The sequence below is a fragment of the Pseudomonas fluorescens genome (assembly GCF_902497745.1).
Taxonomy (GTDB): Bacteria; Pseudomonadota; Gammaproteobacteria; order Pseudomonadales; family Pseudomonadaceae; genus Aquipseudomonas; species Aquipseudomonas fluorescens_BM.
The window spans coordinates 12,530-26,402 of sequence record NZ_CABVHJ010000033.1 but is presented as its reverse complement, the minus strand read 5'-3'; the positions used below and the strand labels follow the sequence as shown (position 1 = coordinate 26,402).

Below are 13,873 nucleotides of genomic sequence, written 5' to 3'. Positions count from 1 at the left end.
TTCAGCTGTAGTGATTCGCTGCACTCAGTGCGGAACTTGCTACGGCAGCAATCGGGAAGAGTCTCCACGCTTGGCCATCAGTGGCTGAGACATATAGGCTAGAGATATGAGACGTGATGGGTGGATATGCCTGATTGGAACAGGTTAGATGACGCATGGATATCATGTGGCGAAAAGTGAATGCGTGATTACCTCAGCACTTCGTCGGTTATGTCGGATCAGTATCGCGAGAGAGTGGATATATAGGGTGATTTTGCGAAAGTAAAACCGAGGCGATGCAGTCCCGAGTGTCTGACAAGGCACTCATAAAGTAATGCTAATTTATTAATAGGGATATCGATATGTCTGTAATGCCAGTTTGGTCAGGTAAGGTTGATGGGGCAAATCCTGATGGGGTTGCAACAGGAATCACTTTAAAAAAAGGAGATGTTATTTCCATCTTGAGTAAGGGGTGGGTGCATTACGCTAACCGTAGCAATGCCTGGGCAGCACCTCAGGGTGCTATTAATACTGATAACGTCACGCTTTGGATTAAACTAGGAAATACTCAGTATCCGGTCGGTAACGGGGTTTATTGTTGGGATGTGCCTGCGGATGGGGAGCTTGTATTATTTTTTGCTGACGGCGCAAACATGTATGCAGATAACAGTGGGAGCTATACTGTTGATGTTTATAAAAATCAGGCGATCGGCCCAGCGACAACGACCAGTCATGAACAAAAAGGGATTCAGTCGGACAATAAATTTACCTTTCAGTTACCCCCAGGCCAGCAATTTGGGGTGACAACCCTCATTAATACCGGGGCTTCTACTGCCGTTAATATCTATGCGCAGAATAACCCCGATACCTTGCTTTATACCGTTGAGGGTACAGGCTACCCGAATAAAACGTACTCCGGGATCTGTTCTACAGGGAGTAACGGCAAGGTGAGAGTGGAAATTCTGTCCAATGGCAAACCCGTCAAAACGACTAAGTTTGCTCACCACATTTTCGATAAAGAGCCCGGCATTGCGGTATTTGCGGCAGAGGACGGTACGGACAATGACTATAACGACGCCATTGTTATCCTTAACTGGCCACTAGGTTAAATCGATACGCTGGAATAGAAAAATAGTGGCACGTCTGTGGCGTGTCACTTAAAGTAATTTCATCTGGTACATTTTGTCAGGCCTTCAACCGATACTTATTGTTTTCAGTGTTGCGCGGGAATAGCCATTCTGTCGATGTTGAGCGAGTGCGACGATCCGTCCCTTTCAAGGTCAAACAAGTTACAGCTGAACATACGCAAGAAAGCTAAAGCGCGCTCAGAACATTCTTCTTCTCATCGTAATTCCCTGTTGGCTCATCGCGGTAATCTGGGGCAGCGGATCAGCGCCCCGTTACTTAGTGGCATCCTGTGTCGGATGGACCAGGCATGGGTGGCCAATGTCGTGATAATGACCTGGCCGAGACAAAGCTCCCTTGGTACGTATGGAATAAATATATGAGATGAGGTGGGTGGTCTTGACTGCGCGAACCAACGAATATAACCACATTGCAAAACTTTTATTCGTGGGTTAATTCGCACTGGATCGCACCTCGAGTCCGACCGGCAGGCGCCTAGGTGATAAACAAACTGTATTTATTGAGGTGCTGCTAACCTATGAAGCTTCCATCAAAAGTCTACGCTATTCAGTATGTGCTCGCGTGCTGTGTTGCGTTCACAGCGATGATGGCTCGCCCCGCTTTCAGTGCTGATGCGATAACGCCTCGGCTACCTGCTAAATTTGATGAGCCGCGCTGGAAAATCATTGTCAGTCCTTATCTCTGGGCGGCATCGCTGAATGGCCATGCCGATGTTGCCGGGCACCACGCAGATGTGGATGTACCGTTCAACGATATATTTAAAAACCTTAACTTCAGCATGATGGGCAATCTCGAAATCACCAATGGCCTTTATGGTATCTATGTTGACGGACAATATACAAAGGTCGATCAGGATGCAGATGTTCACTCCCTGAAATTAGACGCAGATATTACGTCAACAAGTTTGTCGGTGGGAGCGTTCTTCCGGGCGATTGAGGTGCCGCTGGAAGGGACTACTGTCTTTGGCAATCAGCGGGTTTTTGCAGTAGAGCCGACAGCAGGGGTGCGCTGGACGCAGCTTAAAGGGGACTTTGATTTAGCTCAATGGTCGGCGTCCCGCAAACTGGAGTGGACGGATCCATTCATCGGTTTGCGTATCAATACAGATTTGACAGAACGCTGGAACCTTTTCGCTGAGGCGGATGTGGGTGGTTTCAGAGCGGGTTCAGATATGAGTGCACAGGGGCAGGTTTATTTTGGTTATCGCACACATATTTTTAGCCAGCCAACTTTGCTGCGCTTCGGGTACAGGGCGCTTTATCAGGATTATGAAGGTGGCGAGGTCCTTGGCCATAAATTCAGATGGGACGTGACGCAGCATGGTCCGGTGGCCGGGGTGTCGTTGGTATTCTAAGTTACAAAAGTGCGCGAGTAGCCAACATGAATAATTTATCTGAGAGGAGCATTCTTTTGAAACGACACGCTCCAAAGTCTATCGGACAAAAATTTGTAAAAGCAGCGACTGTGTTCACAGTTATCGTATCTGTTTTTTCTTTTGGTGTGGCTTCGGCCTGTACAAGTATTTTACTGCCGACGACAGACGGTAGCGGTGTTTATGCCCGCACCATGGAATTCGCATTTGAGCTCAAATCAAATGCGTTAGTCATTCCGCGTCAGTTTGAGTTGAGTAGCACCGGAGTCGACGGCAAGACCGGCAAAAAGTGGAAAGCGAAATATGCTGTTGTTGGCCTTAATGCTCTCGGTGTGACCGCCCTTGTAGATGGTATGAATGAAAAGGGGCTTGCCGGAGGTATTCTCTATTTTCCTGAACTTGCAGGCTATGCGGATGGTAGGAAAACCGATCCGGACAAAGCACTGGCCTCATGGGATGTATTGAGTTGGATTTTAACAAACTTCGCGACTGTTGAAGAAGTGAAAGCATCGATAAATAACGTAACGGTTATCGATGTCAAGCAAGCAGTCATGGGTTTTGCGCCACCCGTGCATTATACAATTCATGATGCCACAGGCGCTTCCTTGGTCATTGAACCGATTGACGGTAAATTCAAGCTCTATGACAATCCGATTGGTGTCATGACCAATGCGCCTGCTTTTGACTGGCACATGACCAATCTCAGAAATTATTTGAAGATCTCCGCCATTAATGCATCGCCGCTAAAGGTCGACGGCGTGACATTGAAACCACTTGGTCAGGGTTCAGGTCTGCTTGGAGTACCTGGTGATCCAACACCACCGTCTCGTTTTGTGCGGGCTGCTGCCTATTCTCTTACCGCAAAAAAACAGGCGAGTGGTATAGACAGTGTTCGTCTTGCAGAACACATCATCAATAACTTTGACATTCCTAAAGGCTGGATACAGACAAATGATGAAGCCAATATGCCATTGGAGTACACGCAGTGGTCGACCATTACTGACCTGAAAAACAGAAAATACTATATCAAAATGTATGATGACCAAGTGCTTCGTAGCATTGATATCAGTGCGTTTGATCTGGATGCAAAAGAACTCAAAAGGGCGCCTCTGGGGCGGCAGTTGTCCCCGCCAGCGGTTATCTTCGCCAACTAAAACTTAGATGACCTTACCAACGGAGCAAAAAAGATGAGTTCAACCAGAACACTTTTTGTCGGGGTGGCGTTGGCCAGCCTGGTACTCGGCGGTTGTACTTCAAAAATCACCCAAAAGGAGCAGTACTCAGGGTTTCTTCCTGACTACAACAGCCTGCAGGAAGTCACCACCCCCAGTGGTGGAAAAGCCATGCGTTGGGTGTCCCCATCCTGGAACGCGAACGCTTACACCACCGTAGTCTTCAAGCAGCTGGAACTGTATCCCGCCCCCCAGCCTAATGAGAGGGTCAACCGTCAGACGCTGGATCAGTTGCAAGCCTACATGAGCGACAATGCCAAGAACGTGCTGAGCCAGAAGTACCGTGTAGTGTCGACTTTCGAACCAACCGTCGCCCCTTCACAGATCCTTGTCTTACGCGCCGCGATTACCGGAGTCACGGCCTCTAATGAAGGCATGAAATGGTATGAGGTACTTCCAGTCGCGGCCGCGATTGGAGCGACTGAGGCGGCCACCGGTCACCGCGACCAAGATACCGAACTGTACATCGAGGGCGAACTGATCGACGCCAGTAACGGCCAAACCATGGCCAAAGTTGTGCGTAAACTTTTGGGGGAGCAAGTAAGAAATGCAAGCCAGCCAATTACTGCTAACAATTTCAAGGCGGCAATAAAAGATATGACCAACGACATGCAACTGTTCTACAAATAACAGCAGAACGTATCACTTGTTCAATCAATAGGGCTGAGCCGGTGTGGCTGCCGGAACATCTGCCTCCGACTAGCACTGCATCTCCGTTTTTTGGCGATCTGATCTCAGTTCGACCTCATCTTCTAGTGGTCAGAATGGCTAATTCGTTTGCAACCGCAGCGATATGCCAGACGTGCGGGGTCGTCAGTAGTTTGCTATGTGAGGGCTGTGTCATCAAGCGTATTGCTAAAGCTGAATCCAGTTTAGCCAAGGCATCCTTTTATCCCTCCCGCCAATGATAACGGCCGCACCTGCTGGGAACGTCGGAAAGCATTTATCGCGGGCGTAACAAATTTGTTTTTGGGGGGGGGCGGTCTCTAGGCCTTGGGAAGTGCAAGCTTTTCTAACCTGCTTTTACTAATGCGACATGACTATTACTAAACAACAAAGGTGAATTGCCATGGCAAAACTTCATATACTTTATGGAGGTCACAATAGCAGAAAAGGATATTTAATCGCGAAAGGGCCACAAGACCTGCCATTCCTTGAAATATACACATCACCAATAGAAGACATGGAGCGTTCAACATCAACATGGGTAACAGACCCTAATCAGACAAGCATTCCTTATAGGACCTTTATAAGTGAAAAATACAATCGAGCGCTTGCAGTTGGTGAGGGCGACTTTGCGATTCTGTCTGACAAAGTAAATCCGAGTGTTGGTAATTTGCAGTTTATAATATATGGTGATGTGATGGATTTTGACGTTTTATTAAGGGACGTTAAAGCAAATTTATACCTGACTGTAAACAGAAACCTTCTACCTGTTTTCGCCAAGCTGGATAGCAACAACGTACAAAAATTTATTTGGAATACTATTTGGGTCTCGTAATTTGACACTAAACCGCACTTGCTAAAAGCGGGCTGTTTTAGTGAGTTGAACTCATTCCTGGCCCTTCGCGTTTAGGCCCCCAAGGGAATTTCGTAGGGCGTGAAGCGCACGACTTCCTCCCTTGGCAAATCATTCAGCGGTAAGACCAGTTTCCAGGACTTTTCGGGTCTTGAGTTTCCGATCAATAAGATCGGTCGTGAATTCATCCACCCCGGCCGGCTTTCGGGTCAGGAGGTGCGTCGTACCCATCCATTGGTTGAGCATCCTGAAGGGATGCTCAACCGTCTGTTTTCGGACTCGTATCATCGCAGGGGGTTGAGATTTTATGTCTCAGTCGATACATACTGGCTGATCGGGTAACCCGCGGTAATCGAACACGATTTAGTGCCTGGCGAGCGAACCAAGTCAATGCACCCACTCACATCGACTTGATCGATACCACTTCCACGAACCCGAACTTCTTTCTGGCCATCTTAGTCGCTTCTTGCTCCACAACCAGGGAGCTCAGCGTATCGGCCTCATGTACCATCTCGTGCATCTTGCCTTCAAACTCATTACCGACGCGCAGCGTAACTCTCAGCCTGGGAGTAAAGCCTTTCGAGACCTGTTTTTTTTCGCTGCTTTTATCGGTTCCACCATCACGACATCCGTCACGGCTTGCGCGTGTGTATTGGTTGCCGGCGCGGGAGGCTCAGATCTACCGAGTAGCGCCCGTCGCATCTCTTCTTCCATCAATTCCGTATTCATAACAGCTCTCAGAAAAGGCGCAGTGTATTACTTAACCCATTGTAACCGGAGACACTGCTCTGCTTGGATTTTTTTCGAAGGGGATAGAAGCAGCAGGGAGGACTATTTTAATGTGCAGTTGATCGGGCAGTATGAATTAGTCGACAGGCTACGCGCTCTAGGCGCGGAGCCTGTCGCCAATATTTTAAGTGCTAGGGAAACTCCGAACAAGTCCACAGATGTGCTGAAATACACCTTCACCACCTGACCCGAGCCGCGCATGAGCCAGATGAGCTTTTCCGACTTTGAATACGCCGGCAAGCGCAAGCAAACCCGCCGTGAACGCTTCCTTGCCGAAATGGATCAGGTGGTGCCCTGGAGTGGTCTGTTGGGGTTGATCGAACCGTATTACCCGAAGGCTGGTGGTGGCCGTAAACCGTATCCGCTGGAGACCATGTTGCGCATCCATCTGCTGCAAAACTGGTTTTCGCTGAGCGACCCGGCCATGGAAGAAGCGCTTTATGAAATCACTCCCATGCGTCAATTCGCCCGTCTTACATTAAGCGCGCCGATCCCTGAAGACACCACGATCATGAATTTCAGGCACTTGCTGGAGAAGCATAAATTGGCGCCTGCGATCCTGGCTGTCATCAACGGTTATTTGCAGGAAAAAGGTCTGTCCCTGCGCCAGGGCACCATCGTCGATGCCACGATTATTCATGCTCCCAGCTCAACCAAGAACGAGGAAGGCAAGCGTGATCCTGAGATGCATCAGACCAAAAAAGACAACCAATACTACTTTGGAATGAAGGCCCATATCGGCGCCGATGTGGAGTCAGGGCTGGTTCACCACGTCCACGGCACAGCCGCGAATGTGGCCGACGTAACCCAAGTTGCTGAGTTGCTACATGGCGAGGAAAACGCGGTCTATGCGGACGCCGGTTACACCGGCGTCGAGAAGCGTGATGAGCACGAAAATCGTGAGGTGATTTGGCAGATAGCGGCGCGACGTAGCACTTATTCACGACTGAATAAACGCAGCCGGCTCTACAAGGCCAAGCGCAAAATCGAGTACTGCAAAGCCCAGACGCGGGCCAAGGTCGAACATCCGTTTCGGGTGATCAAGCGCCAGTTTGGTTATGTGAAAGTGCGCTTTCGTGGGCTGATGAAAAACACTGCTCAACTGACCACGCTGTTTGCTCTGTCGAACCTTTGGATGGCTCGAAAACAGCTGATGGGTATGGGCGAGTTACGCGTGTAACGCGGGGAGCTGGGCTGAAAAGCCCGGCGAAGCGGTGCGGGTGGGCCTTTCTGCGCCCAGCAGCGCTGAAAGTCGTTTTCGTTTCGAGTAACAGCACGCACACCGCGAGTTGATCGGAGTTTCCCTAGCCTTCCTATTTTGTTTTTTGTGCACTCGGTTTTGGATTTTCTTTGGGTGTAGTCGCCTTTTTATAGTCGTCCCAGCGCTTCTGTTCTTTCTTGCTGTTCTCTTCGATCTTTTTAAGGTTTTTGACTGGGTTTAATGTTGTATCAGCGTTTGCGGGTAGCGCTCCTGCTAAAAGAAACATGAACGATAATGCACAAATAACGTTTTTTTTGTCCATGATATGCAATTTCTCCAATCCACTGAGGCCGTCGCCATCTTCTATTAATGGTGCGACGAATGCGTTTACTTACGTCCTGGCAAGAAGAGCGAATACCCTAATGCTGGGAAGTGGCCAGTTGCAACTTGAGGTTAGTCATAGATCATCGATGTGTCCAACCCCAGCTAATAACGGAGAGCGGATTTTTTGAGGCTGTATTGTGAGACGTTACGATCAAAAATATGAGACGTGGTGAGGGGGCGGCTAGAGTGGATGAGAATATATTCATGATCGCCTCATCCACTAAAGAATTGTTTCGGTGGGCTAAGTGGGATTAGAGCGATCGAGCATAAAATTCTTATGCGCGTCAGCAGGGGTTTCATTGTCGCGCAGGAGGCAAGAGAGGTTGTATTCATAAGGAGTTAATTATGTTGTGCATAGATCAACGGCGGCCGATCAAGCATCATTACCGAAATCACACTCTCATTATTAAATTCAATTGGAGGCAATATAACGCCAATCCTGAAAGTGCTGTAGTTCTCTGTGAGGAAGTGTCGGGGAAGGCGGTTGTATTGGCGCTTAATGGCCCGTGGACTAGTTTTGATCGGGCGATGACTGAAGCGGTTTTTGCAGCCGAGTCATGGGTAGATAAACAAAATACGCTCACGATCGGTCTCGGTGGACAACAGTAGTTTTCCAGAAATTTTTCTATTTCTATGTCAGAGCATCCACCCAGATGAAGACGTTTTTAATGAGGCTCATAACCATAAACCTGGTCGCATTTGTAGCGCCAACACTTGTGCATGCTGACACGACATCCGATTTTAGTCAGGCAGTGATTTTTTCGCCAGTTCCTGGGGTTGTATGCGATAAAAAGTCAAGCTTCTGTGTTGATGCAGAAGGTATTTCGCTGGATCTGACAGAGGCTTACTTGGATTTTACAGCGATCATCACACTTGCAAATAGGATAGGGGACGGTACCAAGTTAAACAAAAAATCATACTATTTTAGCAATGGCATATATTGTAGCTCTAAAGAGAAGCAGTGTTATGCGGGTCGCCTAAATCCCGAAAAAAGTAGGCGCGAGGTGTCTGAGTTGTCGTTTCAAATATTTGGGCGCGCGCCTTAAGCGGTGTTCAGTCACTCAGGTGTTCGACCGAACCACCGGCAGTGTTTCCGGCGATGTGCTACCAGCCCTTATTACTTCGGCGATTTGAACAGCAACAGAACATCCACATGATCTTAGAGATCCACGATTTGTCAGAGAGCTAACAGCTCCTTGGTCCGCCCGGATTTTTCCATGGCCGGCCTGATTAAAGCCGTTAACGTCTACAGGTAACGTTATGTCAATAGTGCAACAGAAGCCTTCTTCGAGGAGAAAACCATGAATAAGTCCTTCCTTTCGTTTTTTATAACTCTGCAACTGATGGGGGCGGCGATCCCTATAAATGCCGAAGAGCGGGCTGCACTTAGGTCTCCTCAATCAGGTGTACTCTGCGACAATTATTTATGTGCAAACGATGAAGGTGTGTCCCGAGAGCTCACCGAGAAGAATCTCGGCACGAAGGTTGCTGCCAAACTGTTCTCACAGGGCGATTTCAATTTGACCGAATTTACATTCGCCAATGGAATATTTTGCGATGTAAAAGATCGATTGTGCCGAGAGGATCGATATTACGGGGCGGACGGTCGGCGTAGTGGAGCGGTGTCGAAGAAATACACCCAGCTTCTGTTCGGTCAATAAATCACTGGGTGACGCTCTGGTGTCAGAACGGCAGGGCGCCGTAGAGCGGGTACTGAACAGCTCAGGTAATCTTGAGTGCTCTGTTGCATCCGGCTGGCCCGCCTAATTGTATTCCCACTGAGCAACCGCCGCACCATTTGCTTAGGCGAGCAGCACATTGATCTTGTCGGAAAGACATCAGAAAACGGCACTGGCCGATGTGTCTGAAAATACTCGTGCAAGGCTCGCAACGCAGGTAACTCCAGGGCCTGCGCGGCATAACAGAGGCCGACGCGGCGAGCCGGGCATCCCCCTGGCAACCTTCTTTCAGGGGCAGCAACAAATTCGGCAGTGCCTGATGGGCCATGCGTATGAACCCTTCGATGTGATCTCAGGTTTGAATCTCCCCGAGTTTTCTAGACACTCTCCAAGCTCGCTGTGTAACGCTTTTCAAACTCTACCGGCGCTGGCAGATCCCCGAGATGCTGAGTATCCACGTGCGCCCACCGGAAATTGAAGATCGGTTGATGCCAGGTCATTGGGAGAGTGATTTGATCAAGGGCAAGGCCAACGCCTCGTCTGTAGGCACCTTGGTCGAGCGCACCAGTGGTTACCTGATGTTGGTGAAGATGCGCGATGCGACCGCGACTTCCGCCATGCAGGGCTTCAGTGCGGCGCTCAATCGCATGCCGCTGGCGATGCGCAAAAGCATGACCTACGACCAGGGGCGGGAGATGGCCAAGCACGCCGAAATCACCCAGAAGACCGGGGTGGCCATCTATTTTTGCGACCCGCACAGCCCTTGGCAGCGCGCCAGCAACGAGAACATCAATGGCTTGATCCGTCAGTACCTACCCAAGGGCACTGACTTGTCGAAACACAGCCAGGAAGAACTGGATGCCATCGCCCTGGAATTGAACATGCGCCCCCGCAAACGGTTCGATTTTAAATGCCCCATCGAAATTATGAGCCAAGTGATGCACGACGCCATCGCTATGCGCCATGATGCTCCGGCTTCAATTCAATGACCGTGTTGCACTCAGCTCCTGCATCCGCCCAGATTTCTTTAAGAAGGGGGCCCATTAAGAGTTCCTGTCGTCAGGTGATTGAGTGTTTAAGTTACACAGGGGGTATTTGTTTTTTCAATAACCCACGTCTTGGTTGTTCCATTCTGTTTTGAGGATTTATTGCTCATCTGCGATGGGTTCAGAACTAACAATCATGGAAACGCAAGGCGGGCGCTCTCATGCCTCCTATCGTTGGCCTGGATGTCCCGTGCTCGGTGTCTTCTGTTGTGAGACATGAGGGCTAAAAATATGAGATAGGGTGAGGGGTGGCGATTAAGTGAGAGGGCGATAGTTGGATACATCTTTTTTGTTCACAGATTTCTTGCAAAAAATAATGTTTCTACAATACCTAAGGTGCTGCCATGCCAGTATTACCTATTGCAACAAAAGACAGTCTGGTTGGTGTCAAGCTGGACGCCGCCAAGGACATTCAAGCAGACGCTGGAACGATCAGTACTAAGTACAATGGCCTGCTTAATCTTGAAAAATACGCTGTCGTTGCAAGGGGCGAGGCGAAAGGCTCGCAGTTGTGCGTGGCAATAGGTGGCTCTGCCGAGACCTCTGAAAATGAATCGATTGCGATTGGGTATTTGAGTAGATCGTTGGCCCAGTGCTCGATTGCTGTGGGAGGCGCAGGAGGAAAAGGGCTCGCCAATGTGAGTGAGGGGGCGAACTTTGGCATAGCGTTGGGCTACAACACCGAGGTGACCGGTGCCCGCTCTGTTGCGTTGGGCTACGAGTCTTTAGCAGCGGACGAGGACGTCGTCTCTGTGGGCAGTCCTGAAATCAGCCGGCGCATTGTTTATGTGAAAGATGCGGCGGGGGATAACGATGCGGTTAATTTGGGGCAGTTACGGCAAATGCTCGAAGATCAGGCAGGAGCGCCGCATGCTCAGCAGGTCGCTTCCCTTCAGCTGCGGATTGAAGTGCTTGAGCTTCAGCTGGCGTTGCTGCTGGAGCAAAAGCGGTGAGTGGCGGGCGTGAGCTCGGCGAAACCGCACGGCTGGAGAGCGTGTTCAGTAGAGGGCCAATTGACGCAACCTTGAACCGTGCGCTGCGAATCCTGCTGGTTTGCGCGGCCGCTTGGACTCTGCCCGCGCACGGTGAGACGGTGATGGCGCATCCGCCAAGAATCGAGGCAACAGATCCGGTGGTAGCTGGGATTATGCAAGGTGCGCCGCCGCCGGCAGGCCAGTCGGTCATGCTGGCCAATGCTTTGGTATACCCGTTCAATCGCTGGAGTTTTTCCAACATGCGCCGGTTGTTGCCGACACTGGGCGTATGGCGGGGTGGTGGGGTGCCGTCACCGTTGCGTCTGGAGTCGGGTCGTGCTTCTGGACTTGCGGCGCTTCAGTTCATTGCCAGTGATGGCACCCGGCACGCGTTCTCTGACCTGATGTCGATTACAGACGCCGATGGTCTTCTTGTGATGCATAAAGGGCGAATTGTCTTTGAGCAATACTTGGGTGCATTGAGTCCGCATGCGCCGCATGCGCTGATGTCCATTACCAAATCGTTCGTCGGTACATTGGCGGCGATGTTGGTGGACAGCGGCGCGTTGAAGGCCGATGCCTTGGTGACGCATTACATTCCGGAGCTGGTGGGTACAGCGTATGACCGGGCGACGATTCGCCAGCTGATGGACATGACCGTTGCTGTTCGCTACTCCGAGGATTACAGCGATCCCCGTGCGGATATCTGGCGGTATATGCGCGCAGCAGGATTTATGCCGCGATCCAGTGATAACGCCGAGCCTGGCAATCTTTATGACTTCCTGAAAACGCTTAAGGCCGACGGTGGGCACGGTGCTGCGTTCTCCTATAAAACCGTAAACGCTGAAGTGCTGGCATGGGTGCTCAAGCGGGCGACAGGTCAGTCGCTGGGGAGTCTGTTGTCGAGCAAAATCTGGCAGCCGCTCGGTGCGCAGGAAGACGCCTATTTTGATGTGGACAGCCAAGGCTCCGAGAGTGGTGGTGGTGGAATGAATGCGACGTTGCGTGACCTTGCCAGGTTTGGTGAAGCCATGAGAAACAACGGACGCTTCAATGGCCGGCAAGTGATTCCCGCTGCGGTGGTGGCAGACATTCGCCGGGGAGGCGACCCGGCCAAGTTTGCACGGGCTGGCCATACAGCACTCGACGGCTGGAGTTATCGCGATATGTGGTGGGTGTCAGGCGATAAAGACGGCGTATTCGAGGCTCGCGGAATTTTCGGCCAGGCCCTGTATATCGACCCCAAGGCTGAGGTCACGATCGTGCGTCTGGCCTCGGGGCGAGCCCCCGCCAACGACGCCAATGACTGGGTGACATTACCCGCGTTCAGAGCCGTGGCGCATTCACTGATGACACAGCACAAGTCGGAGCGCATCAGCGATTCGGCGGGTTCCAGCGGTTCGCAGGCAATCACCGACAATTGACAACCGTCTCTCGAAGCAGGGGCTTGTCGGGTGGTGACGCCTGTCTGCGAAGGAATACCGCAACGTTCGCATCGAGGATAAGGATATGTTGAAGAAGTTAGGCGCAGAAATGTTCGGCACGTTTTGGCTGGTCTTTGGTGGGTGCGGCAGTGCTGTGCTCGCCGCTGGATATCCGAACCTGGGGATTGGGTTCGCGGGCGTGGCGTTGGCATTCGGGCTCACGGTTTTGACCATGGCTTACGCCCTTGGGCATATATCGGGCGGTCATTTCAACCCGGCGGTTTCCCTGGGGCAGTGGGTCGGCGGGATGTTTGCCGGCAAGGACCTGGTGCCGTACGTCGCCAGCCAGGTACTTGGCGCAGTGCTGGCGGGCGCGGTGCTGTATGTGATTGCCAGTGGGGCGCCGGGTTTCGACGCGACCACATCGGGGTTCGCTTCCAACGGTTACGCCACCCACTCTCCGGGCGGGTATTCGTTGCTGGCCTGTGCGCTGATTGAATTGGTGTTGACCGCTTTTTTTGTGCTGATCATCAATTCGGTGGTGTCTCGCTCCGAGCTTTCCTCCTTTGCGCCTTTGGCGATTGGGTTGGCATTGACGTTGATTCACCTGATCTCGATCCCCGTTACCAACACGTCGGTGAACCCTGCGCGCAGTGCCGGTGTTGCGCTGTTTCAGGGCGGTTGGGCAATTGATCAGTTGTGGCTGTTCTGGGTTGCTCCCCTTCTGGGCGCGGTGCTCGGCGGCCTGCTGTCTCGGGTATTCAATGCCAAGGTTTGCAAGGGTGAATAACCCGAGAATGGCTAGTTTGTGTGCCTATTTAAATTACTGTGATCAGTGTTTGTGAGGGCTTTAAATCAAGGAGCTGTCGATTCAGTTCGTTGCCGATTTTTGGAGTGCGCCTCGCTGTGGTCGGACGTTGGTGCCTCATTGCTGTCGATAATGCAGGGTCTGTTTGTTGAGCGTGAGACGAGAGGGATAAACATATGAGACGTGGCGCTGAGCGACGCCCTGAGGGTAGTAGATACTTTTATAGGGTGCTCTGTAGGGATTTTTCATATGTTTTTTGGATTCGTTTTGAACGTTAGTGCTCCGTTCCGATATAGCAGATTAGTTGCAGCATTTGCATC

Annotated in this window: 12 protein-coding genes and 4 pseudogenes; 12 read left to right on the top strand and 4 right to left on the bottom strand. The window is 51.0% G+C overall.

The features are described from left to right. The first annotated feature begins 341 nt into the window (after positions 1-341). From F8N44_RS30135 to F8N44_RS30115, 5 genes are all read left to right on the top strand, one after another. On the top strand, positions 342-1,088 hold the full coding sequence (locus F8N44_RS30135) for a LecA/PA-IL family lectin (protein ID WP_150652917.1): 747 nt from the start codon (positions 342-344) through the stop codon (positions 1,086-1,088). Positions 1,089-1,642: 554 nt separating this feature from the next. Beyond that, positions 1,643-2,479, top strand: a complete 837-nt coding sequence (locus F8N44_RS30130) for a hypothetical protein (protein WP_224794838.1) — start codon at positions 1,643-1,645, stop codon at positions 2,477-2,479. A gap of 26 nt (positions 2,480-2,505) precedes the next feature. Continuing rightward, the gene (locus tag F8N44_RS30125) at positions 2,506-3,651 is read left to right on the top strand and encodes a linear amide C-N hydrolase (RefSeq protein ID WP_150652916.1); all 1,146 of its coding nucleotides are present in this window, start codon (positions 2,506-2,508) and stop codon (positions 3,649-3,651) included. A 33-nt stretch (positions 3,652-3,684) separates the two neighbouring features. Continuing rightward, positions 3,685-4,359 carry a DUF3313 domain-containing protein gene (locus F8N44_RS30120; protein WP_150652915.1) on the top strand — a complete coding sequence of 225 codons (675 nt, stop codon included), beginning with the start codon at positions 3,685-3,687 and terminating at the stop codon, positions 4,357-4,359. Between the two features lie 439 nt (positions 4,360-4,798). Beyond that, positions 4,799-5,230, top strand: coding sequence for a hypothetical protein (locus tag F8N44_RS30115; RefSeq protein ID WP_150652914.1), 432 nt, complete (start codon positions 4,799-4,801; stop codon positions 5,228-5,230). A gap of 222 nt (positions 5,231-5,452) precedes the next feature. On the opposite strand, the pseudogene F8N44_RS32350 reads toward F8N44_RS30115, so the two are convergent. Together F8N44_RS32350 and F8N44_RS31945 are read right to left on the bottom strand one after the other, a co-directional pair. Continuing rightward, a pseudogene (locus F8N44_RS32350) lies at positions 5,453-5,548 on the bottom strand (hypothetical protein); the annotation flags it as partial. A 100-nt stretch (positions 5,549-5,648) separates the two neighbouring features. Continuing rightward, a pseudogene (locus F8N44_RS31945) lies at positions 5,649-5,977 on the bottom strand (hypothetical protein). A 259-nt stretch (positions 5,978-6,236) separates the two neighbouring features. Between F8N44_RS31945 and F8N44_RS30100 the strand changes: the two are divergent. Further along, entirely contained in the window at positions 6,237-7,217 is a 981-nt protein-coding gene (locus F8N44_RS30100; RefSeq protein WP_150652912.1) for an IS5 family transposase, read from the top strand. A gap of 133 nt (positions 7,218-7,350) precedes the next feature. On the opposite strand, the gene F8N44_RS30095 is transcribed toward F8N44_RS30100, so the two are convergent. Further along, positions 7,351-7,560, bottom strand: a complete 210-nt coding sequence (locus tag F8N44_RS30095; protein ID WP_150652911.1) for a hypothetical protein — start codon at positions 7,558-7,560, stop codon at positions 7,351-7,353. A gap of 715 nt (positions 7,561-8,275) precedes the next feature. Between F8N44_RS30095 and F8N44_RS32345 the strand changes: the two genes are divergently transcribed. Further along, a complete protein-coding gene (locus F8N44_RS32345; RefSeq protein ID WP_150652910.1) occupies positions 8,276-8,668 on the top strand; it encodes a YcgJ family protein in 393 nt (130 codons plus the stop codon). A 255-nt stretch (positions 8,669-8,923) separates the two neighbouring features. Continuing rightward, complete coding sequence (locus F8N44_RS30085; protein ID WP_150652909.1) at positions 8,924-9,283, top strand: YcgJ family protein; 360 nt, start codon at positions 8,924-8,926, stop codon at positions 9,281-9,283. Positions 9,284-9,471: 188 nt separating this feature from the next. Here the strand turns inward: F8N44_RS30085 and F8N44_RS31940 are convergent. Then, positions 9,472-9,567: pseudogene (locus F8N44_RS31940) on the bottom strand (LysR family transcriptional regulator); the annotation flags it as partial. Positions 9,568-9,723: 156 nt separating this feature from the next. Here F8N44_RS31940 and F8N44_RS30075 point away from each other — a divergent pair. The 4 genes and pseudogenes from F8N44_RS30075 to aqpZ all read left to right on the top strand — a co-directional run. Beyond that, positions 9,724-10,290, top strand: a pseudogene (locus F8N44_RS30075) (IS30 family transposase); the annotation flags it as partial. 401 nt (positions 10,291-10,691) lie between these two features. After that, the gene (locus F8N44_RS30070) at positions 10,692-11,300 is read left to right on the top strand and encodes a hypothetical protein (protein WP_150652908.1); all 609 of its coding nucleotides are present in this window, start codon (positions 10,692-10,694) and stop codon (positions 11,298-11,300) included. Continuing rightward, positions 11,297-12,745 (top strand): serine hydrolase domain-containing protein, encoded by a 1,449-nt coding sequence (locus F8N44_RS30065; RefSeq protein WP_224794837.1) that lies wholly within the window; start codon positions 11,297-11,299, stop codon positions 12,743-12,745. The genes F8N44_RS30070 and F8N44_RS30065 overlap by 4 nt, the downstream gene beginning before the upstream one ends. Before the next feature lie 88 nt (positions 12,746-12,833). Further along, positions 12,834-13,535, top strand: coding sequence for an aquaporin Z (gene aqpZ / locus F8N44_RS30060; RefSeq protein WP_224794840.1), 702 nt, complete (start codon positions 12,834-12,836; stop codon positions 13,533-13,535). Positions 13,536-13,873 lie beyond the last annotated feature (338 nt).